Raw genomic sequence first — 21,214 nt, 5'->3', positions numbered from 1 at the left:
TATCTGATCGGAGTGTCATGACAGTCCGCTCCTCGACAGCCCGCTCCTGCATAGGCGCCCTGCTGGCGGCGGTGGTCCTCGCCGCAGTGTCGCTGGCCGCCCCCGCCACGGCGGCGCCGCCCGCCCGTCCCGCCGCCCTCGCCCCCGCCGTCCCCGACACCGTCGTCCTCGACGGCCACCGGCTCGCCGAGACCAAGCGCCGCCTCGACCGGGGCGACCCGCGGCTGCGCCGCGCCCTGCGGGACCTCACGGCCCGCGCGGACCGCTGGCTGGGCCAGGGCCCCTGGACCGTCGTCGACAAGCCGAGGCCCGCGCCCGGCGGCGACCCGCACGACTATCTGAGCCAGGCCCCCTACTGGTGGCCGACCGGGCCGAGGACCCCCGAGAACCCCTGGGGCTGCCCGTACGAGCAGCGCGACGGCGAGCGCAACCCCGAGGTCGACACCGGCACCGACCGCCGGGACGCGGAGAACGTCTTCGACTCCAGTTACGAGCTGTCCCTCGCCTGGTACTACACGGGCGAGCGCGCGTACGCCGAGCACGCCGCGACCGTCCTGCGCACCTGGTTCCTCGACCCGGCGACCCGGATGAACCCGCGCCTCGACCACGGCCAGTTCATCCCCTGCAAGTACGACGGCCGGGCCATCGGCATCATCGACTTCTCGCAGTCGTACACGAGCGTCCTGGACGCCCAGGCGATCCTCGCCGCCGGTGCCCCCGGCTGGACCCGGGCCGACCGGGCGCGGACGACGGCCTGGAACAAGGACTTCCGCGACTGGCTGGTGCACAGCGACTTCGGCAGGCAGGAAGGCGCCGCGAAGAACAACCACGGCACCTTCTACGACCTGCAAATCGCCGCCCTCGCCCGGGCCACCGGAGACGACGCCCTCGCGCGCAGGACCGTCCGCGACGCGCGCGCCCGGCGCGTCGACCCGCAGATCGCCGCCGACGGCAGCCAGCCGCAGGAGCTCGCCCGCACCCGCAGCTGGCACTACTCGACCTTCGACCTGGTCGCCTACGCGCGCCTCGCCGACATCGGCCGCCACGTGGGCGTGGACCTCTGGGCCCACCGGGGCCCCGCCGGGCAGAGCCTGGGCGGGGCCGTCCGCTATCTGCTGCCCGCCGCCACCGGCGAGCGGCCGTGGCCGCACCCCGAGCTGGACTTCCGCCGGTACGCGGCGGCCGACGTCGTGCACGCGGCCGCCGACGCCGGTGACCGGGCGGCGCGGGCCGCGGTGCCGAAGCTCCAGGCCCCGCCCGGCGGCGACCTGTGGGAGCTGCGGCCCGCGGCGGAGCAGCTGGACTCCATCACCGGGTGAGGGCGCCTCAGCCCTTGCGGTCCACCGCCTCGGTCTGCGGGGCGGGGGTCTGCACGGGCGCCCGCCCGGCCGTGCGCAGCACCCCGGCGAACACCATGAGCCCGCACGCGAGCACGGTGACCAGGGCGAAGGAGGCGACCAGGCTCGTCGCGTCGGCGAGCGTGCCGATCGCCGACGGCGCGATCAGGCTGGAGGTGTAGGTGATGGTGGCGACGCCCGCGATGGCCTGGCTGGGGTTGGGGCCGCTGCGCCCGGCCGCGGCGAAGGCCAGCGGCACGACGACGGCGATGCCGAGGCCCATCAGCGCGAAGCCGGCCATGGCGAGGGCCGCGTGCGGCGCCGTCACCACGCACAGCCCGCCGACCGCGGCGAGCAGCCCGCCGACCCGCACCGTGCGCACCGAGCCGTACCGGTCGACCACCTTGTCGCCCACGAGTCGGGCGATGGCCATCGTCAGCGTGAAGCCGGTCGTGCACGCGGCGGCCAGACCGGCCGACGAGTCGAGCACGTCCTTCAGGTACACCGCCGACCAGTCCAGGCTGGCGCCCTCGGCGAACACCGCGCAGAACCCGACCGCGCCGATGAGCAGCGCCGACTTCGGCGGCCGGGCGAAGCGCGGCGGCGGGTCGTCGTCCGGGGCCGCGCCCAGTTCGAGCACGCCCTGACAGGCGATCAGACCGGCCGCGGTGAGCACGGCCGCCGCGAGCGCGTGGTGCACCCGGGCGTCCGCGCCCAGGTGCGCCGCGACCGTGCCGCCCGCCGAGCCGATCAGGGCGCCGACGCTCCACATGCCGTGCAGGCCCGACATGATGGACTTCTCCATGCGGGTCTCGATCTCGACGCCGAGCGCGTTCATCGCGACGTCCGCCATGCCCGACGTCGCGCCGTACACGAAGAGCGCCGCGCACAGCGTGGGCAGGTTCGGCGCGAGCGCGGGGAGCGTGAGCGCGAGCGTCCACAGCGCGAGCAGCGCGCGCAGCGCCGTCCGCACGCCGAAGCGATGGCTCAGCCAGCCCGCGAGGGGCATCGCGAGGGACGCGCCGATCGCCGGGAAGGCCAGCGCGAGGCCGAGCATGCCCGCGCTGACGTCCGCGTGGTCCTGGATCCACGGCACCCGGGTCGCGAACGACCCGGCGACCGAGCCGTGCACGCAGAAGATGACCGCGACCGCGAGCCGCGCCCGGCTCAACTGGCTCTTGCTGTACACCACTTGGGCCTGCCCCTCACTCATCCGCTCCACCCCTCCACCGTCCCCTCCGGGACCGCCGCAGTAAACTATCAGGAACCCTGCCTGATAGAAGAGGGTCAGGGAACCGAATATCGCGCGCAGCGCGGCCGCCGCCCCGGCGGACCGGCGCGGGCGCTGGGGAAGGATCCGGCCATGCCCGCATCACCGAGCACCGCTCGGGCCATCAACGACCGGCTCGCGCTGCGCCTCCTGCAAAGCGAAGGCCCCTTGACGGCAGGGCAGCTGAAGCAGCTCACCGGGTTGTCCCGGCCCTCCGTCGCCGACCTCGTGGAGCGGCTGCGCGACTCCGGCCTGATCGCGGTCGTCGGGGAGGCGGGCGAGCGGCGCCGGGGCCCGAACGCGCGCCTGTACGGCATCGTCGCCGACCGCGCCCAGCTGGCCGCGCTCGACGTCCGCACCGAGAGCGTCACCGTCGTCGTCGCCGATCTGCTCGGCGCCCCGCTCGCCGAGGCCTCGCTCCCCATGGACGACGGCACGTCCACCGGGCCCGCCGTCGAGCGGGCCGTCGCCCTCGTCGAGCGCACCGCGGCCACGGCCGGGGCCACCCGGCTGCACACCGTCGGCGTGGGCGCCCCGGGCCTGATCGACCCGGCGACCGGCGACCTGCGCGACTCGGCGGGCCTGCCCGCCTGGCACCGCAGCCTGGTGGCGGCCCTGACGGAGCGGCTCCCCGCGCGCGTCCTGGTGGAGAACGAGACCAACCTCGCCGCCCGCGCCGAGCAGCGCGACGGCGCCGCGCACGACCGCGACACCTTCGTGCTCCTGTGGCTCGGCGCGGGCACGGGCGCGGCCGTCGTCCTGGACGGGGCGCTGCGCAGGGGCGCGTCCGGCGGCACCGGGGAGATCGGCTTCCTGCCGGTGCCCGGCACCGGCGGGCTGCCCTCGGCGACGGCCTGCGACGGCGGCTTCCACACGCTCGCCGGGTCCGGGGCGGTGGCGGACCTGGCGGCGGACCACGGTCTGAAGGCGGAGCCGGAGCCGGGCGAACTGCCCGCGGCCGCGCTCGTGCGGCACGCCGTGGAGACGGGCCACGCGGCGTTCCTGACCGCGCTCGCCGACCGCGTGGCCATCGGCGCCGCGTCCGTCGCGGCCGTCCTCGACCCGGGCTGCGTGGTGCTCGGCGGGGAGTTGGGGCGGGCGGGCGGCGCGGCGCTCGCCGACCGCGTCGCACGGCGCGTGGCGGCGATGTCACCGCTGCGCACGGAGGTCAGGGCGAGCGCCCTGGGCGGCGCCGCGGTGCTGCGCGGCGCGCTGCTCACCGCCCGGGACGCCGCGCAGGACGAGCTGTTCACGACCGGGGCGTGACGCCGGGCACCCCGGCCCGCGGGCAGGCGCGCGGGCCGGGGTGAGGTGGTGGCCCGGCGGCGGGGCAAGGGCGTTTCTTCCCGCCGCCGGGCGCTTCGGGGAGGGGCACCGGGTGCCCCGGTCGGGCCGTCAGCAGGCTCCCAGGTCCTGCCAGACGCCCCACTGGCCGGTGGTGCCGGGCTCCTCGCCCTTCGTCCACCACTTGGCCTTCCAGGTGTGCGACTTGTGGGACACGGTGGTCCCGGAGCCGTACTCCGACGTCGCGCTCCACGCGGGCGGGGTGCACTTGCCGGGCGGGTCCGTCGGCCCGGGCGGGTCCGTCGGGCCCGGGCCCGTGCCGGGCTCCACCACCGTCGTGCCGCGCGCCAGGTCACCGGCGAGCGCGTAGGTCGTACCGCCGATGTTCACGGTCCAGTTCGACGGCGTCGACACCGGCAGGTAGTAGTTGAACGACAGGTCCACGGACGCGCCGGGCGCCAGGGTCTGCCAGGCGGGCAGCTTCAGCGAGACGCGGTGGAAGTCGCCCTTCAGGCCGCCCACGTTGTTCCCGGTGTGGCCGGTGCTGATCACCTTCGTGCCGAAGCCGGACTGGTCGGAGGCGTTGGCGGGGGCCGAGGTGGAGTAGTCGAACTGGAACTCCGTGCCGCCGGGCAGCGTCGTCTTCGTGTTGTTGGTGATCTTCAGCTTGGGCGTGATCGGGTAGTTGGAGTCGCCGAGCTTGAAGTCGCCGAACTCCACGCCGATGTCCACGGCCTTGGCGGGCAGGTCCTTGCCCGCGACCTTCGCGCCGTAGGGGGCCGCCGACTTGAACGCGTCGTACATCGTCGTGGTGAGCGTGTCGCCGATCTCGTACTGGCCCTTGGCGGCGTTGTACGCGTAGTCGCCCGCGAGCTCCCACACCATCGTGCCGCCGATGCCCTTGTCGACCACGTAGTCGGCCTTGGCCTTCACGGACTGCTCGTCCTCGGTGGACAGGAACACCTTCTTGTCGGCGTTCCACAGCCAGGGCGCGACCAGCTTCGCGTCGTACTTGCGGGCGTAGGTGCCGGTGAGCTTGGTGTCGGCGGGGAAGCCGTACTTGGTCACGTAGTCCCCGACGACGCCCTTCTCCAGGTTCTTGGCGTGCCACATCGGGTTCGACCCGGCCGGGGACTCCTTGCCGTTGTCGTCCTTGTCGTGCCACAGGTTGTCGATGCCGACCGCGCCGTCACCGCACTTGGTGAGCCCGGAGCCGGCCGGGCAGTTCGTCGTGGCCGCCTTGCCCCACAGGCCGTCCGTGCCGCCCTGCACGTTCTTGAAGCCGCGCGTGTAGTACGGCAGGCCGATGTTGATGCGCCCGGCGGGCATCGAGCCGCGGAAGTAGTGGTACGCCCAGTCGGTGTTGAGGTAGCCGATGCCGCCGTACTGCTGGCTGCCGTACACGCCCGCCGCGGCCAGCTCGCTGTCCTTGCCGTCGTCGTAGAGCGAGGCGTTCGGACCGACGTGCTCGTTCCAGGCGCCGTGCAGGTCGTAGGACATGATGTTGACGTAGTCCAGGTACTTCTGGACCTGGAAGGTCTCCATGCCGCGCAGCAGATAGCCCGAGGAGGGCGCGGCGACCGTCAGCAGATAGTGCCTGCCGTCGGTGGCCCCGGCGCGGTCGAGCTTCTCGCGCAGCGTCTTCATCAGCACCGCGTAGCCCTTGACCAGGCCCGCGCGGCGGCCGTTGGCGAGCTGCCAGTCGAGCGGGTTGCCCGCGTCCTTCATCGTCGTCGGGTACTCGTAGTCGATGTCGACGCCGTTGAAGCCGTACTTCCGGATGAAGTCGACGGTCGACTCGGCGAAGGTGTTGATGCCCGCCTGGTTCACCGAGCCGTCGGCGTTGGTGGCCATCGAGTAGAAGCCGCCGGAGTTCACGCGCTTGCCGTCGTCGCCGAAGTAGCCGCCGGTCTCGGCCCAACCGCCCACGGAGACCAGGGTCTTGACGTTCGGGTGCTTCTTCTTGAACTTGTTCAGGAGGTTGAAGTGGCCCTTGTAGGAGAACCCGGGGTCCATCTCGGCGCCCGCGACGCCCGGCCACGTCATGCCGGTGGCGGCGTTCTTCTCGCCGTCGGAGCCGACGGAGATCTTGTTGTCCTTGTCGACGTGCGCGAAGGCGTAGTTGAGGTGGGTGACCTTGTTCCAGGGGATGTCGGAGGCGAGATAGGCGGGCTCGCCGTTCTTGCCGGTGCGCCACCCGGTGAAGTAGCCGATCACGCGGCGCTGGTGGTCGGCGCCCATCTTCTCGCGGCCGTCGGCGTCGTAGACGGAACAGTAGGGGACGTCGACGCCGGGGGTCTTGTAGAGGCCGTCGGGTCTGCACGACTCGTTGGCCACGGGGTCCGCGGCCTGGGACGTCGTCGCGGCGAGCGTGCTCAGGAGCAGACCGGCGACGGCGGCGCCGGTGGCCAGGAGCGTGGTTCTCGCGCGAGTGGGGGTGGGCACGTTGTTCCTCCTGGGGAGGCTCGGTGTCGCACAACGGACGGGGACGTCGGCCCACGATGTGCGCACACCGGGCGGGCCTTTCCGCAGAGTGACGCAGACGTTAAAAGGACTAGACCAGAGCGTCAATAGGTATGGACCAACCCCGTTGCGGAGGGGGTTTCGCCATTTCCGGACCGGCGGCAGGCGGAATCCGGTCAGAACGGGGCGACATGATCCGGCCGGGCCGGATCGCGGGCGCCGCGGCGCCCGCTGTGAGCCAGCCCACAGAAGGCGGCCCGCACGGTCACTACCGGGCGTGGCACACTGGCTGCGTACCAAAAGCAGCGCACTCCGGGGTCGGTGTAATTCCGAACCGGCGGTTATAGTCCGCGACCCGGTCACCTCCAGTGGCCGGTTGACCAGGTGAAACTCCTGGACCGACGGTGAAAGTCCGGATGGGAGGCAGTGCGCGGCGAGCAGGCACACCCTGGTGTGCCGTGCCGTCGTAGTGGCTTGTTCCCGACAGGGGACAGGTCTCTTCAGGCGTCCACGGCCCCGTGCGTTCCCGGTGTTCCCGCTCGTTCGTTGTCGTCGTCATCGACGCGCCCCGGAGTCCGTGCCCGAAGAGGCAGGAGGACCCGGTGGCCACCCAGGCCGAAGCAGCCGCCATGCGGCACGCGCTCGCACTCGCCGTGCGCGGACTCGGCTTCACCAGCCCCAACCCGGTCGTCGGCTGCGTCATCATCGACGCCGCGGGCCGCACCGTCGGCGAGGGCTACCACCAGCGCGCGGGCGGACCGCACGCCGAGGTCCACGCCCTGCGCGCGGCAGGCGACCGGGCCCGCGGCGCCACCGCGGTCGTCACCCTCGAACCCTGTAACCACACCGGCCGCACCGGCCCCTGCGCCCAGGCCCTCGTCGACGCCGGGATCACCCGCGTCGTCTACGCCGTCGGCGACCCGAACCCGCAGGCCACCGGCGGCGCCGCCACCCTGCGCGCGGCCGGCGTGGACGTCGAGGCGGGCCTGCTCACCGCCGAGGGCGAGGCGGCCAACGCCGCCTGGCTCACCTCCGTGCGCCGCGGCCGCCCCCACGTCACCTGGAAGTACGCCGCCACGCTCGACGGCCGCACCGCCGCCGCCGACGGCACCAGCCGCTGGCTCACCTCCGCCGCGTCCCGCGCCGACGTGCACCGGCTGCGCGCCGAGTGCGACGCCGTCGTGGTCGGCGCGGGCACCCAGCGCGCCGACGACCCGCACCTCGCCGTCCGCGGCATCGAGGGCGCCCGGCAGCCGCTGCGGGTCGTCGTCGACACCCACGGCACCGCCGTCCGCCCCGGCGCCCGCGTCCTGGACGACGCGGCCCCCACCCTGATCGCGATGGCCGACGACACCGACGCCGCGCGCCACCCGTCCGGCGCCGACACGGTGCGCCTGCCGCGCGCCGCGGGCGGCCTGGACGTCACGGCGCTGCTCGCCGCGCTGCACGCCCGCGACGTGCGCTCCGTCCTGCTCGAAGGCGGCGCGACGCTCGCGGGCGCCTTCGTCGCCGCGGGCGCCGTCGACCGCGTCATCGGCTATCTCGCGCCCGCCCTGCTCGGCGCGGGCCCCGCCGCCCTCACCGGCGGCGGAATCACCACCGTCACCGAAGCGTTGCGGCTCGACATGAGCGAGGCCGTCCGCATCGGACCCGATCTGCGGATCACCGCCACCCCCGCACCGAAGGAGCGCTGAGCGTGTTCACCGGAATCGTCGAAGAGCTGGGCGAAGTCACCGCCGTCGAGACCCTGGCCGACGCGTCCCGCTTCCGCCTGCGCGGTCCCGTCGTCACCGACGGCGCGAAGCACGGCGACTCCATCGCCGTCAACGGCGTGTGTCTCACCGTCGTCGACCACGAGGGCGACGAGTTCACCGCCGACGTGATGGCCGAGACCCTGAACCGCTCCAGCCTCGGCGCCCTCGTGCCCGGCTCGAAGGTCAACCTGGAGCGCCCCACCGCCGTGGGCGCCCGCCTCGGCGGCCACATCGTGCAGGGGCACGTCGACTCCGTCGGGACCGTCGTGAGCCGCGAGGCCTCCGAGAACTGGGAGATCGTCAAGGTCTCCCTGCCCGCGGACCTCGCCCGTTACGTGGTCGAGAAGGGCTCCATCACCGTCGACGGCGTCAGCCTGACCGTCGTCGACGCCGGACCCGACTACTTCACCGTCAGCCTCATCCCCACGACGCTCGCGCTCACCACGCTCGGCGTCAAGCAGCCCGGCGACCCCGTCAACCTCGAGGTCGACGTCATCGCCAAGTACGTGGAGCGCCTGCTCGGCACCCGCTCCCAGAGTGAGGAGCCCACGCGATGAACCACTTCGACTGGCTCAACGCGGAGGCCTTCACCGCCGTCGGCCAGCACATCATGTGGTCCGACATGGTCGGCAACAGCGTCGGCCTGATCGCCCTCGCCCTCGGCTGGCGCCGCTCGATCTGGACCTGGCCCGCCCAGTTCCTGTCCGGCGTGATCCTCGTGGCCGCCTACGCCTCCGCCCAGCTGTCCGGCGGCGTCGGCAAGCAGCTCCTGGTCATCGGCGTCGCGGTGTGGGGCTGGCGGCAGTGGACCCGCGGCAGCCAGAAGGCGCAGGACGGCTCCATCGCCGTCCGCTTCGCCACCTGGAAGGAGCGCGGACTGCTCCTCGGCGGCACCGCCGTCGGCACCCTCGCGGTCGGCGCGCTGTTCTCCGCCGTGCCCGACCTGTCCTGGAACCCCTGGCCGGACGCCTACATCTTCGTCGGCACGCTCGCCGCGATGGTCGCCCAGGCGCGCGGCCTGGTCGAGTTCTGGTTCGCGTGGCTGCTCGTCGACGTCGTCGGGGTGCCGCTCGCGTTCTCCAGCGGGCTCGCCTTCTCCGGCCTCGTGTACGTCGTCTACCTCGCCCTCGTGCTGTGGGGCCTGCGCGACTGGTGGCTGCGCTCCCGCCGCGCCACCGCCGCTCCGCAGCCGCAGCCCGTCATCGAAGGAGTCCCGGCATGACCACCCACACGCCTCCCGCCGCCCCCGATGACGCCGGGCCGGTGCACCCCTTCTACTACACGACCGACAACTCCGAGGACCTCTGCCTCGACCCCGTCGAGCTGGCCGTCCGGGACATCGCCGCGGGCCGCCCCGTCGTGGTCGTCGACGACGAGAACCGGGAGAACGAGGGCGACCTCGTCGTCGCCGCCGAGAAGGCGACCCCCGAGATCGTCGCCTTCATGATGACCGAGTGCCGCGGCCTGATCTGCGCCCCCATGGAGGGCGACGAACTCGACCGGCTCGCACTGCCGCAAATGGTCACGGAGAACACCGAGTCGATGAGCACGGCCTTCACCGTGACCGTCGACGCCGGTCCCGCGCACGGCGTGACCACCGGCATCTCCGCCGCCGACCGCGCCACCACCCTGCAGATGCTCGCCGGCGGCAAGGCCAAGGCCGACGACTTCGTCCGCCCCGGCCACATCTTCCCGCTGCGCGCCAAGGAGGGCGGCGTCCTCGCCCGCAACGGCCACACCGAGGCCGCCATCGACCTGGCCCGGCTCGCGGGCCTGCGCCCGGCCGGAGCGATCTGCGAGATCGCCGGCGAGGACGGGCGCATGCTGCGCCTGCCCCAGCTGATCCCCTTCGCACGGAAGCACGGACTGACCATCATCTCCATCGAGGACCTGATCGACTACCGGCGCTCGGCGGAGCCCACCGTGCGCCGCGAGGCCGAGGTCCACCTGCCCACGGCCTTCGGCGAGTTCACCGCGTACGGCTACCGCTCCACGGCCGACGGCGTCGAGCACGTGGCGCTCGTCCACGGCGACATCCAGGACGGCGAGGACGTCCTGGTGCGCGTCCACTCCGAGTGCCTGACCGGCGACGTCTTCCACTCCCTGCGCTGCGACTGCGGCCCGCAGCTCCAGGAGTCCATGCGGCGCATCGCCACCGCGGGACGCGGCGTCGTGGTCTATCTGCGCGGCCACGAGGGCCGCGGCATCGGCCTGATGTCCAAGCTGCGCGCGTACGAGCTCCAGGAGCGCGGCAGCGACACCCTGGACGCCAACCTGGAGCTGGGCCTGCCCGCCGACGCCCGGGACTACGGCGCGGGCGCGCAGATCCTCGACGACCTCGGCGTGCGCAGCCTGCGCCTCCTCACCAACAACCCCGACAAGACCGAGGCGCTCGCCCGCCACGGCCTGAAGGTCATCGCCCGCGAGCCCATGCCGGTCACCGCGGGCGAGCACAACCTGCGCTATCTGCGCACCAAGCGCGACCGCATGGGCCACGACCTGCCCTGGCTCGACGCCACGGACATGTCCGCCTGCGGCAACCAGTGACTTCCGTCCACCACCGTCCACCCCACCACCCCTAGGAGAAGCGCGTGAGCGGCAAGGGTGCCCCCGAACTGAGCGTGAAGAACTGCGGTGACCTGCGCGTCGCCGTCATCGCCGCCCTCTGGCACGAGAAGGTCATGGACGGCCTCGTCGACGGCGCGCTGCGCGCCCTGCACGAGCTCGGCATCGACGAGCCGACCCTGCTGCGCGTGCCCGGCAGCTTCGAGCTGCCGGTCGTCGCCAAGGTCCTCGCGGGCCGCGGCTACGACGCGATCGTGGCCCTCGGCGTCGTGATCCGCGGGGGCACCCCGCACTTCGACTATGTGTGCCAGGGCGTCACCCAGGGCCTCACCCAGGTGTCCGTCGACACCGGTGTCCCGATCGGCTTCGGCGTACTGACCTGCGACACCGAGGAGCAGGCGCTGGACCGCGCGGGCATCGAGGGCTCCAGCGAGGACAAGGGCCACGAGGCGGTCACGGCGGCCGTCGCGACGGCCGCCACCCTGCGCACGGTCTCCGAGCCCTGGCGCTGAGCGGGCCACCGCGGGCGCGTAGAGTAAGCGGCATCATGTCCAAGAAGACTTTCGAGGAGCTCTTCACCGAGCTCCAGCACAAGGCAGCCCACGGCGACCCCGCCACCTCCCGCACCGCGGAACTGGTGGACAAGGGCGTCCATGCCATCGGCAAGAAGGTCGTCGAGGAGGCCGCCGAGGTGTGGATGGCCGCCGAGTACGAGGGCAAGGAAGCCGCCGCCGAGGAGATCTCGCAGCTCCTGTACCACGTGCAGGTGATGATGGTCGCCCGCGGGATCTCCCTCAGCGACGTGTACGCCCACCTCTAGGACGAACGTTCCATCCGGCGCGCCGCACGTACGCCGCCCCCGCACCTCCGCACCCGCACCTTCACGCAAAGGAATCCGACCTCATGCTGCGCATCGCCGTCCCCAACAAGGGTTCACTGTCCGGACCTGCGTCGGCGATGCTGCATGAGGCCGGATACCAGCAGCGCCGCGAGTCCAAGGAACTCGTCATCGTCGACCCCGAGAACGAGGTCGAGTTCTTCTACCTGCGCCCGCGCGACATCGCCATCTACGTCTCCTCGGGCAAGCTCGACATCGGCATCACCGGCCGAGACCTGCTGATCGACTCCGGCGCGAGCGCCGAGGAGATCCTGCCGCTCGGCTTCGCCCGCTCCACCTTCCGCTTCGCCGCCAGGCCGGGCACCGCCCAGGGCCTCGCGGACCTCGCGGGCCGCACCGTCGCCACCTCCTACGAGGGCATCGTCGGCAAGCACCTGGCCGACAGCGGCGTCGACGCCTCCGTCATCCACCTCGACGGCGCCGTCGAGACCGCCATCGAGCTGGGCGTCGCCCAGGTGATCGCGGACGTCGTGGAGACCGGCACCAGCCTGCGCAACGCGGGCCTCGAAGTGTTCGGCGAGCCGATCATGAAGTCCGAGGCCGTGGTCATCCGGCGCACCGGCGCCGAGGCCGACGACCCCAAGGTGCAGCAGTTCCTTCGCCGCCTCCAGGGCGTCCTGGTCGCCCGTACGTACGTGATGATGGACTACGACTGCCGCGCCGAGCACCTGGAGCAGGCCGTGGCCCTCACCCCGGGCCTGGAGTCGCCGACCATCTCCCCGCTGCACAACGAGGGCTGGGTCGCCGTCCGCTCCATGGTGCCCACCAAGGACGCCCAGCGGGTCATGGACGACCTGTACGCCATCGGCGCGCGCGCCATCCTGACCACGGCGATCCACGCCTGCCGCCTGTGACCGGACAGGAAAGCACCGTCATGACCGATTCCCCCGCCCCGCCCGCGCTCCCGGTCACCTTCCGGCCCGGGCGCACCCGGGCCGTGCTGCTCACCGCCGCCGCCGCGATCTTCGCGGTCCTGGTGGTGATCGCGGTGATCCTGCCCGACCTCAACCCGGGCGAGCGCGTCAGCTTCGTCTTCACCGGAGCGCTGCTCTCCGGCGCTCTCGTGCTGCTCAGCAGGCCCAAGGTGATCGCCGACGAGTCCGGTGTCACCGTGGTCAACATCGCCACCCGGCGCCGGCTCGCCTGGGCCGAGATCGTGCAGGTCAACCTGCGCCCCGGCGACCCGTGGGTGTTCCTCAACCTCACCGACGGCACCAGCCTGCCCGCCCTCGGCATCCAGCCGGGCATCGCCAAGCAGCAGGCCATCAGCGACGCCCGGGCACTGCGCTCCCTGGCCGACGCGCGTTCGGGCAGCGAGCACGGCTGACCTCAGCGGGGGGTCTTGATTAACCTGGTGGCGGGGTCGGCCCGGTGTGCCGCCCCGCCCCTGCCGGGCCCACGGCCCCCAGGGGCTCCTGCTATCCGAGGAGTGACTCCCTCCGGCGATGGACGGATCGTCCTGTAGTACCTGCGCCGCCCCCTCCCGACATACCGGGACCCGCGCACCGGGCGAGGCGGCGGCATCATGACCATCCCCCTGCTGCTCCTCGGAGCGGCCTTCCTGTTGATCCTCGCCAACGGCTTCTTCGTGGCGGCCGAGTTCGGCCTCGTCACCGTCGAGCGGCCCGACGCCGAGCAGGCGGCGGCCGACGGCGACCGCCGTGCCCGCAGGGTCGTGAGCTCCCTCAAGGAGCTGTCCTTCCAGCTGTCGGGCACCCAGCTCGGCATCACCCTCACCTCCCTCGTCGTCGGCATGCTCGCCGAACCGGCCCTCGCGCACCTGCTGGCGAGCCCGTTCACCGCCGCGGGCCTGCCCGAAGCGGCGGTTCCCGGGGTCTCCGTGGCCGTCGGCATGCTCCTGGCGTCCGCCGTGCAGATGGTGATCGGCGAACTCGTGCCGAAGAACTGGGCGGTGTCGAAGCCGCTCCAGGTGGCCCGGTTCGTCGCGGGCCCGCAGCACGTCTTCGCGCGCCTGTTCCGCCCGGTGATCGCCGCGCTGAACGCCGTCGCCAACCGGCTCGTACGTGCCCTCGGCGTCGAGCCCACCGAGGAGCTCGCCTCCGCCCGCACCCCCGGCGAACTGGTGTCGCTCGCCCGGCACTCGGCCCGCGCCGGGGCCCTGGAGCAGGACACCGCCGACCTGTTCGTCCGCACCCTGTCCCTCGGCGAACTGACCGCGCAGCACGTGCTGACGCCGCGCGTGAAGGTCAGCGCGCTCCAGTCGTCCGCCACCGCCGAGGACGTGGTCAACCTGACCCGCGCCACCGGCCTGTCCCGCTTCCCGGTCTACCGCGAGCGGATCGACGAGGTCGTCGGCGTGGTCCACCTCAAGGACGCCCTCGCCGTGCCCGGCCACGCGCGGCTGCGCACACCCGTCAGCCGCATCGCCAAGCCGCCGCTGCTCGTCCCCGAGACGCTGCCCGTGCAGCCCCTCCTGGAGCGGCTGCGCAGCGAGCAGCCCATGGCCGTCGTCGTCGACGAGTACGGCGGCACGGCGGGCGTCGTCACCCTGGAGGACATCGTCGAGGAGCTCGTCGGCGAGGTCCGCGACGAGCACGACCGCCAGGACCTGCCCGAACTCGCCGCGGCCCCGCCCGAGGACGGCCGCCCCGCCTGGGACGCCGACGGCGGCTGCCGCGTCGACACGCTCCAGCGCATAGGCCTCGACGTCCCCGAGGGGCCGTACGAGACGGTGGCCGGGCTCGTCGCCGACCTCCTCGGGCGCATCCCCGCGCCCGGCGACCGGGCCGAACTCCCGGGCTGGCGGCTCGCGGTGCGCCAGGTCGGGCACTACCGCGCCGAGCGCGTGCGGCTCGTACGGACCGCGGGGGCGCGGCCCGCGGGGGACAGGGCCGTCGCGGAGGCGGTGCGATGAGCGCCCTCCAACTCCTCCTGGCCCTCCTGCTCGTGCTCGCCAACGGCTTCTTCGTGGGGGCCGAGTTCGCGCTCGTCTCCGTGCGCCGCAGCCAGATCGAGCCGCTCGGCACGGCGCGGGCCCGCCAGGTCCTGTACGGCCTGGAGCACCTGCCGCAGATGATGGCCGCCGCCCAGTTCGGCATCACCGTCTGCTCGTTGACGCTCGGCGCGGTCGCCGAGCCGACCGTGGCGCACCTCCTGGAGCCGCTGTTCGAGGCGGCCCGACTCCCGGACGGCGTGGTCCACCCCCTCGGGTACGTGATCGCGCTCGCGGTGGTCGTCTTCCTGCACCTCGTCATCGGCGAGATGGTCCCCAAGAACCTCGCGATGGCGGCGCCGGAGCGGACCGCGCTCTGGCTCAGCCCGGGTCTGGTCGCCTTCGCGAGGCTGTGCCGCCCGGTCACGGCCGCGCTCGGGGCCTGCGCCCGGGTGATCCTGCGGCTGTTCGGGGTCGAGCCCAAGGACGAGGTCGAGGCGGTCTTCACCAGCGTGCAGCTGGGCCGCCTGGTCGAGGACGCGGGCCAGGCCGGGCTGCTCGACCCGCAGGAGCAGGAGCGCCTGGAGGACGCCCTGGAGCTGGGCTCGCGCCCGGTCACCGACGTCCTGCTCGACGGCGCGTCCCTGGTCACCGTCGGCCCGTCGGTCACCCCCGACCAGGTGGTCGACCTCACCGCCCGCACCGGCTACTCCCGGTTCCCGGTCCGTGCGGAGAGCGGTGCCTTCATGGGGTATCTGCACGTCAAGGACGTCCTCGACCTGGAGGACACCGACCGTGCGGTGCCGCAGCACGTCTGGCACCAGATGACGACCCTGCGGGCCGAACTGCCCCTGGACGACGCCCTGTCGGTGATGCGGCACGCCGCGACCCATCTGGCGCAGGTCGCCGACCCCTGCGGCCGGATCCTCGGCCTCGTCGCCCTGGAGGACGTCCTGGAGCTCCTGGTGGGTGAGGTCAGGGACCCCGCCCACCGGGTGACCGTGCCCCGGGCGACGAGGGGGAAGACCCTCGTGGGCTGACCGACCAGGTTGCCGAACACCGGGTGGACCGCACTCCTTCAAGCGCCGGACGGGGCAGTACGCAGCCCGTCCGGCGCCCGAGGGCGAGCGCGCAGCGCGACAACCCCGTCCAGGCCCCCGGCCTCAGGACCGCCCGAGGCCGGCGTCGCGGGCCCGCACGATGGCCGTGGCGCGGTCGGCGACCTGGAGCTTCACAAAGATCGCCGAGACGTGGTTGCTGATGGTCTTCGGCGCCAGCTGGAGCCTGCGGGCGATCGCCGGGTTGGCCATGCCCGCGGCGATCAGATCGAGGACCTCCAGCTCGCGCGCCGTGAGCTCCGGGAACGGCGAGCGCGCCGTGGTGTCCCGCGGCCGGGCCATCCACTCGGCCACGCGCCGGGCGATGCGCGGCCCGAAGATGGCCTCCCCGGCGGCCACGCAGCGGACCGCGCGGACGATCTCGTCCTGCGCCGCGCCCTTGAGGATGTAGCCGCGGGCGCCCGCGCGCATCGCCGCGAACACCGACTCGTCGTCCTCGAACATCGTCAGGACGAGCACCGCCGTGTCCGGCGCGGACGCGAGCACCTCCCGGGTCGCGCCGACCCCGTCGAGGTCGGGCATCTCCAGGTCGATGACGAGCACCCGGGGCCGGTGGAGCAGCGTCTCGCGCACGGCGTCGCGGCCGCCCGCCGCCTCGCCGACGACTCTGATGCCGTCGATGGACCCGAGCAGCGCCCGCAGGCCCCCGCGGACCACGGGGTGGTCGTCGGCCAGGACCACGGTCAGCTCACTGGACTCGGCGGGCGTCGTCAAGGCGCGGCTCCCAACGGCGGTGGTGCGTCCTGCCATGTCTACCCATCGTTCCGGACGGCGGACCCTCCGTCCTGGGCGCGGGCACCCGAACCGGCCGGGAGGACTTCCCGGTACGGCAAGGAGCACGCGCCCTGACCCGAAGGGCCCGCACCGGACCATGCTGAGCCTGGAAACGGGGGGCTGCCGGGCCCGTGCCATCGGGCCCGGCACGCAAACGAAGCCCCGCAAAGCCGATGACCAGGCCCCGGAACGGAGGCACACCCGATGCGCCGGACACCTCCTTTCGGGGCACCGCCCTTGAGCCCGCCGGTCTGCATGTGCGCGGCCCGGCACGTGCTGGTTCCCACGAGCCCGCACCCCAAGGACAAGGAGAACGGCAATGCGCGACACACTCAAGGCAGTTGGCGTGGCGACCCTTGCCGCGGCGGCCCTCTGCGCCGGTTTCGCCGGGACAGCGGCGGCCGCGACGGGGGGAGGTGGTGCGGTCACGAGGGTGGTGGCCGCGGGTGAGTACGTCCACCAGGCGTGGACACGGATCCTGTGCGGCTGACGGAATCAGGGGCCTCAGCCGTACAGTGCCGCGCTGGTGCTAGCGGGACCGCAACGGCAGGACGGCGCTCACCTCCCCGCCCTCCGGACCGGACCGGCACCGGCACCAGCCGGCGAGCTCGGCGGCCCGTTCCGCCATCGTGGACATGCCCACCCCGGGCTGCCACGGCAGGGCGGACGGGCCGCCGTTGTCGGTGACCCGGATGCGCAGCGCGTCGTCGACGCGCAGCCGGACCAGGGCGTGGTCGGCCCGCGAGTGCCGGGCGGCGTTCGTCAGCGCCTCGGTCGCGATCCGGTACGCCGCCACCTCGACCGCGGCCGGCAGCCGGGGGAGCCTGCCGGGCGCGTCGATGGTGATGGCGAGCGGCGCGCCGCCGACGCGGTGGCTGAGCCGCTCGGCCTGCCGGGCGAGGGCGGCCACCAGGCCCAGCTCGTCCAGGGCGGGCGGCCGCAGCCCCTCGACGAGACGGCGGATCTCGTCGATGGCGCCGCTCGCGTGCCCGCGCAGCTGGTCGAGCAGGAGCTCGGCCGTGGCCGGGTCGGAGCGGATCAGATTGCGCACCGCGTCGGCGGTGAAGGCGAGGCCGGTGAGGGTGGGCCCGAGCCCGTCGTGCAGATCGCGGCGCAGCCGCCGGCGCTCCTCCTCGCGGGCCGAGACCAGGCGCTCGCGCGAGGACTGGAGTTCCTCGGACAGGACGGTCGCCCGCACCGCCACCCCCAGCGGCACCACCAGGACCTGGAGGGTGCGCAGGTCCTCCGCGTCGAGCCGGGCCTGGCCCCGGCGGGTGCCCACGACCAGCTCGGCCTCCTTGGTGCCCGGCGCGGGCAGCGGCACCATCGCGCAGCCGGGCGGCGGGGTGCCGGAGGCCGCCACCGGGCGCCCTTCGAGGTGGAAGGCGGCGTAGGGCAGGCGCAGGGCGTCGCGGACCGCGAGGAGCAGTCCGTCCAGGCCGGCCTCGGCGGTCAGCCGGGCGCCGAGCCGGTTGAGCGCGCGCACGGGGTCGGCCCGGTCGCCGTAGAGGAGCCGGTCGATGCCGTGCTGGAGCACGCCGCGCACGGGGTGGAAGGCGATCGCGACGGCGATGGCGACCAGCGCGGCCCCGCCGATGTGGAAGGTCTCGCGCAGCACCCGGTCCAGGAACAGGACCGCGGCCGTGTACACGCCGAGCACCCCGAGGGACAGCGTCATGTACAGCAGGGCGCGGGAGACCACCCACTGGATGTCGAGGACCTGCGGGCACAGGATCGCGACGGCGATCGCGATCGGCTGGGCGGTGATGAGGACCTGGAGGGCCTCCGCGTTCATGCCGAGCGGCCACCAGGGCACGGCGCAGAGCACGGCGAGCATCAGCCACAGCATCTGGCGGCGCAGCCGCTCGTCGCCCCAGCGGTAGCGCACTATCAGGGCGGCGAGGTCGATGAGCATGGGCACGAAGATGCCCAGGAGGTCGGTCTGCGCCCGGTAGGGCTCCAGCGGCGGCCAGCTCAGGACCCGCAGATACCCGGAGGGGCCGCCGAGCGCGTACGGCTCCGGCGTCGTCACGCTCCACAGCCAGAACAGGCCCCCGAGGGCGGCGGTGCCCCAGAGCACCGGGCGCCAGCGCGGGTCGGCCAGCTGCCCGGTGGGGAACAGCAGGAGCGCGAGCGGCACGAAGAGCCGCAGGCCCAGTGGCCAGGCGGCCAGGGCGAGGGTCACCAGGACGCGGAGCGTCGCCGGGGCCCAGTCCTCGTGCAGGCCGAGGGCGAGGAGGCCGAGGCTCAGGACGGTCCCGGCGTGCGCCGCGCCGCCGCCGAGCAGGAGCCAGCCGATGGGGTTGCGGGGGCGACGCCAGGCCACAGCGACCCCGCAGGCGGCGAAGACGAGGGACAGCGTGGTGTCCGTGACGACGAAGCTGTCGGCGGCGAGCTGGAAGCTGAGCCCGCAGGCGATCCACAGGGCCACACCGGTGCCGGTGGCCGTCGTGACGGCGGCGAAGGATCCCCATGCCAGCCAGGTGGTCATCGTCGCGCACCCCCACCGTGTCCGCGCCCTTGTGGTCAGGGTCGCGGACTTCTGGCCAGGACTTGCACGCTTGGGCGGCAAATGCCCCTAAGGGGTGACAGGCGGGGCCGTTCCGCCCGGGTGCGGTCAGCCCGCTCCGGAGGGTCCCGTGGGGCCGCGGCCCGAGAGGACCTCGCCGTACGCCTGCATCAGGTCGGGCAGCCGCAGCGTCGCCAGGTCGGTGCGGGTCGGCTCGCCCGGATAGCCGGACAGCCGCAGGTCACGATAGGCGCAGCTCTTCTCGTACAGGGTGCGCAGGAACCTTCCGTTGCCCAGTTCGTCGATCCAGGCCTGGTCGACGACGTGGCCGCTGATGGACCGCAGCTCGTCGAGGGCCTCCTCGTCCCACACGTCGCCGTTCTCACCGGCGAGCACCTCGCCGATCGCGGTGAGTTCGAGCGGGCGGTACGAGGGGAAGTCGACGCGGGTGGTGAAGCGCGAGGACAGGCCGGGGTTCGCTGCGAGCAGGCGGTCCATGCCCTCCGGGTAGCCGGCGAGGATCACCACGAGGTGGTCGCGGTTGTCCTCGGCCCGCTTCAGGAGCACCTGGAGCGCCTCGTCGCCGTACGCGTCGCCCTTGCCGTAGCCGGAGTTGGACAGGGCGTAGGCCTCGTCGACGAAGAGGACGCCGCCGATGGCGGAGTCGATGAGCTCGTTGGCCTTGACGGCGGTCTGTCCCAGGTACTCGCCGACCAGGTCGGCGCGCTGGGCCTCCACCAGGTGGTCGCCGCCGAGCAGGCCGAGCGCGTAGAAGACCCGGCCGAGGATGCGGGCCACGGTGGTCTTGCCGGTGCCGGAGGGGCCGGAGAAGACGAAGTGTCGTTTCGGCGGTTGCACGGGCAGGCCCTGGGCCGCCCGCAGACGGGCCATGTTGAGCTGTGCCGACAGCGCCTTGACCTGCCGTTTGACGGGTTCGAGCCCGACCATGCGCTCCAGCTCGGCGATGGCCTGGGCGAGCAGTGCCGGATCCGTGGGGCCGGGCGGCAGCTGCGGCGGCGGGGGCTTGACGGGGATGACCGCCTTCTCCCGCACGGTGTCGGCGGCGGGCGGGTCGGCGGCGCCCGTGCCCGGCGGCAGATCGGGCTCGGTGACCTTCAGGTCGCGGCCCTCGGCGCCGAACAGGGCGTCCACGCCGTCGGGCGCGTCGAGCACGTCCTGGCCGAGGCCGGTGAGGGTGACGGCGGCGAGGTCGGTGCCGTCGTCGAAGCCGTCGCCCTCGGCGATGGCCGCGAGCCGCGCGGAGGTGTCCATGAAGGCGGGGTCGACGCGGTGCACCGCGCGGTACAGCGGCAGGGCGGCGGCGGACCTGCCGGTGCCCTCGTGCGCGCGGGCCAGCCAGTAGCGCAGCTCCTTGCGCTGCGGCTGCTCGCTGCGGCAGCGCATCAGGGCGGCGGAGAGCAGCGGCTCCGCCTGGCCGTACGTGTCGAGCCGGACCCGGGCCATGCCGCCGAACAGGCCCGCCTCGATGCCGAGCATCGGGTCGTCGATCAGCGGGTCGGTGTGCCGCACCAGCTGCTCCCAGTCCTTGACGAGGTAGGCGCGGCAGGCGTGCAGGAAGCGCACCTGGCTGTCGGTGTCGACGGGCGGCAGGCCCGCGAGCGCCCGGTCGAGCTCCGGTACGTGGCGGCCGTCCAGCCAGTGCGAGGCGTGCGCGAGCAGCAGGTCGCGGATGGACTCCAGGACGGGCTGGACCCACCAGCCGAGCCAGTACCAGGAGTTGAGGGTGCGGCCGTGCCGGGCGCGCTGCTCGCCGAAGCGGTCCCGGTGCTGGTACATGCGCAGGAGCGCCGTCGTCGTGTCGACGCGCAGCGCGTGCAGCCCGAGCCAGCCGTCGGCCATGCCCGGGTCGATGCGCACCGCGGCCCGGAACTCCTCCTCCGCCTGCGGATAGGCGCCCATCGTGTAGGCGTCGACCCCCCGCAGCCAGGCGAGGTCGGCCGGGGCGGCCCGGCCCTGCGTGCCGAAGTCCATCACGTCCCCCACAAGCCGTGCCCCCGTGTGTGTGCCACCGGGCCGCTGCCCGTCGGCGACCGATCTGAACCGCCTTGCTGCGGACGGGAGTTGACTCGGTGCGCGAAGCCGCCGTCCGTTTGGTCGCACCGAGAGGCATCGTACCTGCGGAGAGGTGCCCGGCCGTAGGGTGCGGGGGGCGCGGGATCGGGCGCGGAGGGTGCGGAAGCCGCCCTGGTGGGAGCGGGCCTGATGGTCACCCAGGGTGAGCGAATGGCGGCTCGTGGCGCCCGGCGTAAGAGCTGTGCGGGCAGAACGAAGCCCCCGATCACGGGGGAACAACCGGGGGCTTCGCGTAGAGGGGCGACCCGAAAGGGC

Annotated in this window: 18 protein-coding genes and 1 riboswitch; of the genes, 13 read left to right on the top strand and 5 right to left on the bottom strand. The window is 73.3% G+C overall.

The genetic code is table 11. The features are described 5' to 3' along the window. Positions 1–17 precede the first annotated feature (17 nt). A complete protein-coding gene (locus C9F11_RS07695; RefSeq protein WP_138958539.1) occupies positions 18–1,319 on the top strand; it encodes an alginate lyase family protein in 1,302 nt (433 codons plus the stop codon). A gap of 7 nt (positions 1,320–1,326) precedes the next feature. Here the strand turns inward: C9F11_RS07695 and C9F11_RS07690 are convergent, their stop codons facing one another. Beyond that, positions 1,327–2,550 carry an MFS transporter gene (locus C9F11_RS07690; protein ID WP_138958538.1) on the bottom strand — a complete coding sequence of 408 codons (1,224 nt, stop codon included), beginning with the start codon at positions 2,548–2,550 and terminating at the stop codon, positions 1,327–1,329. Positions 2,551–2,700: 150 nt separating this feature from the next. On the opposite strand from C9F11_RS07690, the gene C9F11_RS07685 reads away from it, so the two are divergent. Beyond that, complete coding sequence (locus C9F11_RS07685) at positions 2,701–3,873, top strand: ROK family transcriptional regulator (protein ID WP_138958537.1); 1,173 nt, start codon at positions 2,701–2,703, stop codon at positions 3,871–3,873. Positions 3,874–4,002: 129 nt separating this feature from the next. On the opposite strand, the gene C9F11_RS07680 is transcribed toward C9F11_RS07685, so the two are convergent. Further along, positions 4,003–6,336, bottom strand: a complete 2,334-nt coding sequence (locus tag C9F11_RS07680; protein ID WP_138958536.1) for a chitinase C-terminal domain-containing protein — start codon at positions 6,334–6,336, stop codon at positions 4,003–4,005. A gap of 321 nt (positions 6,337–6,657) precedes the next feature. Further along, positions 6,658–6,788, top strand: a riboswitch (FMN riboswitch). Positions 6,789–6,956: 168 nt separating this feature from the next. Here C9F11_RS07680 and ribD point away from each other — a divergent pair. From ribD to C9F11_RS07630, 10 genes are all read left to right on the top strand, one after another. Then, complete coding sequence (gene ribD, locus C9F11_RS07675; RefSeq protein WP_138958535.1) at positions 6,957–8,048, top strand: bifunctional diaminohydroxyphosphoribosylaminopyrimidine deaminase/5-amino-6-(5-phosphoribosylamino)uracil reductase RibD; 1,092 nt, start codon at positions 6,957–6,959, stop codon at positions 8,046–8,048. A 2-nt stretch (positions 8,049–8,050) separates the two neighbouring features. Next, positions 8,051–8,665, top strand: a complete 615-nt coding sequence (locus C9F11_RS07670; protein ID WP_138958534.1) for a riboflavin synthase — start codon at positions 8,051–8,053, stop codon at positions 8,663–8,665. Then, complete coding sequence (locus C9F11_RS07665) at positions 8,662–9,330, top strand: nicotinamide mononucleotide transporter family protein (RefSeq protein ID WP_138958533.1); 669 nt, start codon at positions 8,662–8,664, stop codon at positions 9,328–9,330. Before C9F11_RS07670 ends, C9F11_RS07665 begins: the two co-directional genes overlap by 4 nt. Further along, positions 9,327–10,655, top strand: coding sequence for a bifunctional 3,4-dihydroxy-2-butanone-4-phosphate synthase/GTP cyclohydrolase II (locus tag C9F11_RS07660; RefSeq protein ID WP_138958532.1), 1,329 nt, complete (start codon positions 9,327–9,329; stop codon positions 10,653–10,655). The genes C9F11_RS07665 and C9F11_RS07660 overlap by 4 nt, the downstream gene beginning before the upstream one ends. A 44-nt stretch (positions 10,656–10,699) precedes the next feature. Further along, the gene (ribH, locus tag C9F11_RS07655; protein WP_138958531.1) at positions 10,700–11,185 is read left to right on the top strand and encodes a 6,7-dimethyl-8-ribityllumazine synthase; all 486 of its coding nucleotides are present in this window, start codon (positions 10,700–10,702) and stop codon (positions 11,183–11,185) included. A 35-nt stretch (positions 11,186–11,220) separates the two neighbouring features. Next, on the top strand, positions 11,221–11,493 hold the full coding sequence (locus C9F11_RS07650) for a phosphoribosyl-ATP diphosphatase (protein ID WP_030674739.1): 273 nt from the start codon (positions 11,221–11,223) through the stop codon (positions 11,491–11,493). An 83-nt stretch (positions 11,494–11,576) separates the two neighbouring features. Then, a complete protein-coding gene (hisG, locus tag C9F11_RS07645) occupies positions 11,577–12,425 on the top strand; it encodes an ATP phosphoribosyltransferase (protein ID WP_138958530.1) in 849 nt (282 codons plus the stop codon). A gap of 20 nt (positions 12,426–12,445) precedes the next feature. Further along, positions 12,446–12,898 (top strand): PH domain-containing protein, encoded by a 453-nt coding sequence (locus tag C9F11_RS07640; RefSeq protein ID WP_138958529.1) that lies wholly within the window; start codon positions 12,446–12,448, stop codon positions 12,896–12,898. 198 nt (positions 12,899–13,096) lie between these two features. Next, positions 13,097–14,446 (top strand): hemolysin family protein, encoded by a 1,350-nt coding sequence (locus C9F11_RS07635; RefSeq protein WP_138958528.1) that lies wholly within the window; start codon positions 13,097–13,099, stop codon positions 14,444–14,446. Next, complete coding sequence (locus C9F11_RS07630) at positions 14,443–15,504, top strand: hemolysin family protein (RefSeq protein WP_138958527.1); 1,062 nt, start codon at positions 14,443–14,445, stop codon at positions 15,502–15,504. The genes C9F11_RS07635 and C9F11_RS07630 overlap by 4 nt, the downstream gene beginning before the upstream one ends. Before the next feature lie 123 nt (positions 15,505–15,627). On the opposite strand, the gene C9F11_RS07625 is transcribed toward C9F11_RS07630, so the two are convergent. Then, positions 15,628–16,332 carry a response regulator transcription factor gene (locus C9F11_RS07625; RefSeq protein ID WP_249401636.1) on the bottom strand — a complete coding sequence of 235 codons (705 nt, stop codon included), beginning with the start codon at positions 16,330–16,332 and terminating at the stop codon, positions 15,628–15,630. A 343-nt stretch (positions 16,333–16,675) separates the two neighbouring features. On the opposite strand from C9F11_RS07625, the gene C9F11_RS47290 reads away from it, so the two are divergent. After that, complete coding sequence (locus C9F11_RS47290; RefSeq protein ID WP_171075667.1) at positions 16,676–16,846, top strand: hypothetical protein; 171 nt, start codon at positions 16,676–16,678, stop codon at positions 16,844–16,846. Between the two features lie 39 nt (positions 16,847–16,885). Here the strand turns inward: C9F11_RS47290 and C9F11_RS07620 are convergent, their stop codons facing one another. Both C9F11_RS07620 and C9F11_RS07615 read right to left on the bottom strand, forming a co-directional pair. Further along, entirely contained in the window at positions 16,886–18,847 is a 1,962-nt protein-coding gene (locus C9F11_RS07620; protein ID WP_138958526.1) for a histidine kinase, read from the bottom strand. Between the two features lie 126 nt (positions 18,848–18,973). Then, positions 18,974–20,857 carry an AAA family ATPase gene (locus C9F11_RS07615; protein WP_138958525.1) on the bottom strand — a complete coding sequence of 628 codons (1,884 nt, stop codon included), beginning with the start codon at positions 20,855–20,857 and terminating at the stop codon, positions 18,974–18,976. Between the last annotated feature and the right edge of the window lie 357 nt (positions 20,858–21,214).

This window comes from Streptomyces sp. YIM 121038 (assembly GCF_006088715.1).
Lineage (GTDB): Bacteria > Actinomycetota > Actinomycetes > Streptomycetales > Streptomycetaceae > Streptomyces.
Note: the sequence above shows the minus strand (reverse complement) of the source record. Positions and strands in the feature narration are given on the sequence as shown.

Bases quoted from the DNA above. Each gene is read 5' to 3' on its own strand.
- hisG (WP_138958530.1), top strand. From the start codon at position 11,577: ATGCTGCGCATCGCCGTCCCCAACAAGGGTTCACTGTCCGGACCTGCG.
- C9F11_RS07630 (WP_138958527.1), top strand. From the start codon at position 14,443: ATGAGCGCCCTCCAACTCCTCCTGGCCCTCCTGCTCGTGCTCGCCAAC.
- C9F11_RS47290 (WP_171075667.1), top strand. From the start codon at position 16,676: ATGCGCGACACACTCAAGGCAGTTGGCGTGGCGACCCTTGCCGCGGCG.
- C9F11_RS07620 (WP_138958526.1), bottom strand. From the start codon at position 18,847: ATGACCACCTGGCTGGCATGGGGATCCTTCGCCGCCGTCACGACGGCC.
- C9F11_RS07615 (WP_138958525.1), bottom strand. From the start codon at position 20,857: ATGGACTTCGGCACGCAGGGCCGGGCCGCCCCGGCCGACCTCGCCTGG.
- C9F11_RS07625 (WP_249401636.1), bottom strand. From the start codon at position 16,332: ATGGCAGGACGCACCACCGCCGTTGGGAGCCGCGCCTTGACGACGCCC.
- C9F11_RS07695 (WP_138958539.1), top strand. From the start codon at position 18: ATGACAGTCCGCTCCTCGACAGCCCGCTCCTGCATAGGCGCCCTGCTG.
- C9F11_RS07665 (WP_138958533.1), top strand. From the start codon at position 8,662: ATGAACCACTTCGACTGGCTCAACGCGGAGGCCTTCACCGCCGTCGGC.
- C9F11_RS07685 (WP_138958537.1), top strand. From the start codon at position 2,701: ATGCCCGCATCACCGAGCACCGCTCGGGCCATCAACGACCGGCTCGCG.
- C9F11_RS07640 (WP_138958529.1), top strand. From the start codon at position 12,446: ATGACCGATTCCCCCGCCCCGCCCGCGCTCCCGGTCACCTTCCGGCCC.
- C9F11_RS07635 (WP_138958528.1), top strand. From the start codon at position 13,097: ATGACCATCCCCCTGCTGCTCCTCGGAGCGGCCTTCCTGTTGATCCTC.
- C9F11_RS07660 (WP_138958532.1), top strand. From the start codon at position 9,327: ATGACCACCCACACGCCTCCCGCCGCCCCCGATGACGCCGGGCCGGTG.
- C9F11_RS07690 (WP_138958538.1), bottom strand. From the start codon at position 2,550: ATGAGTGAGGGGCAGGCCCAAGTGGTGTACAGCAAGAGCCAGTTGAGC.
- C9F11_RS07650 (WP_030674739.1), top strand. From the start codon at position 11,221: ATGTCCAAGAAGACTTTCGAGGAGCTCTTCACCGAGCTCCAGCACAAG.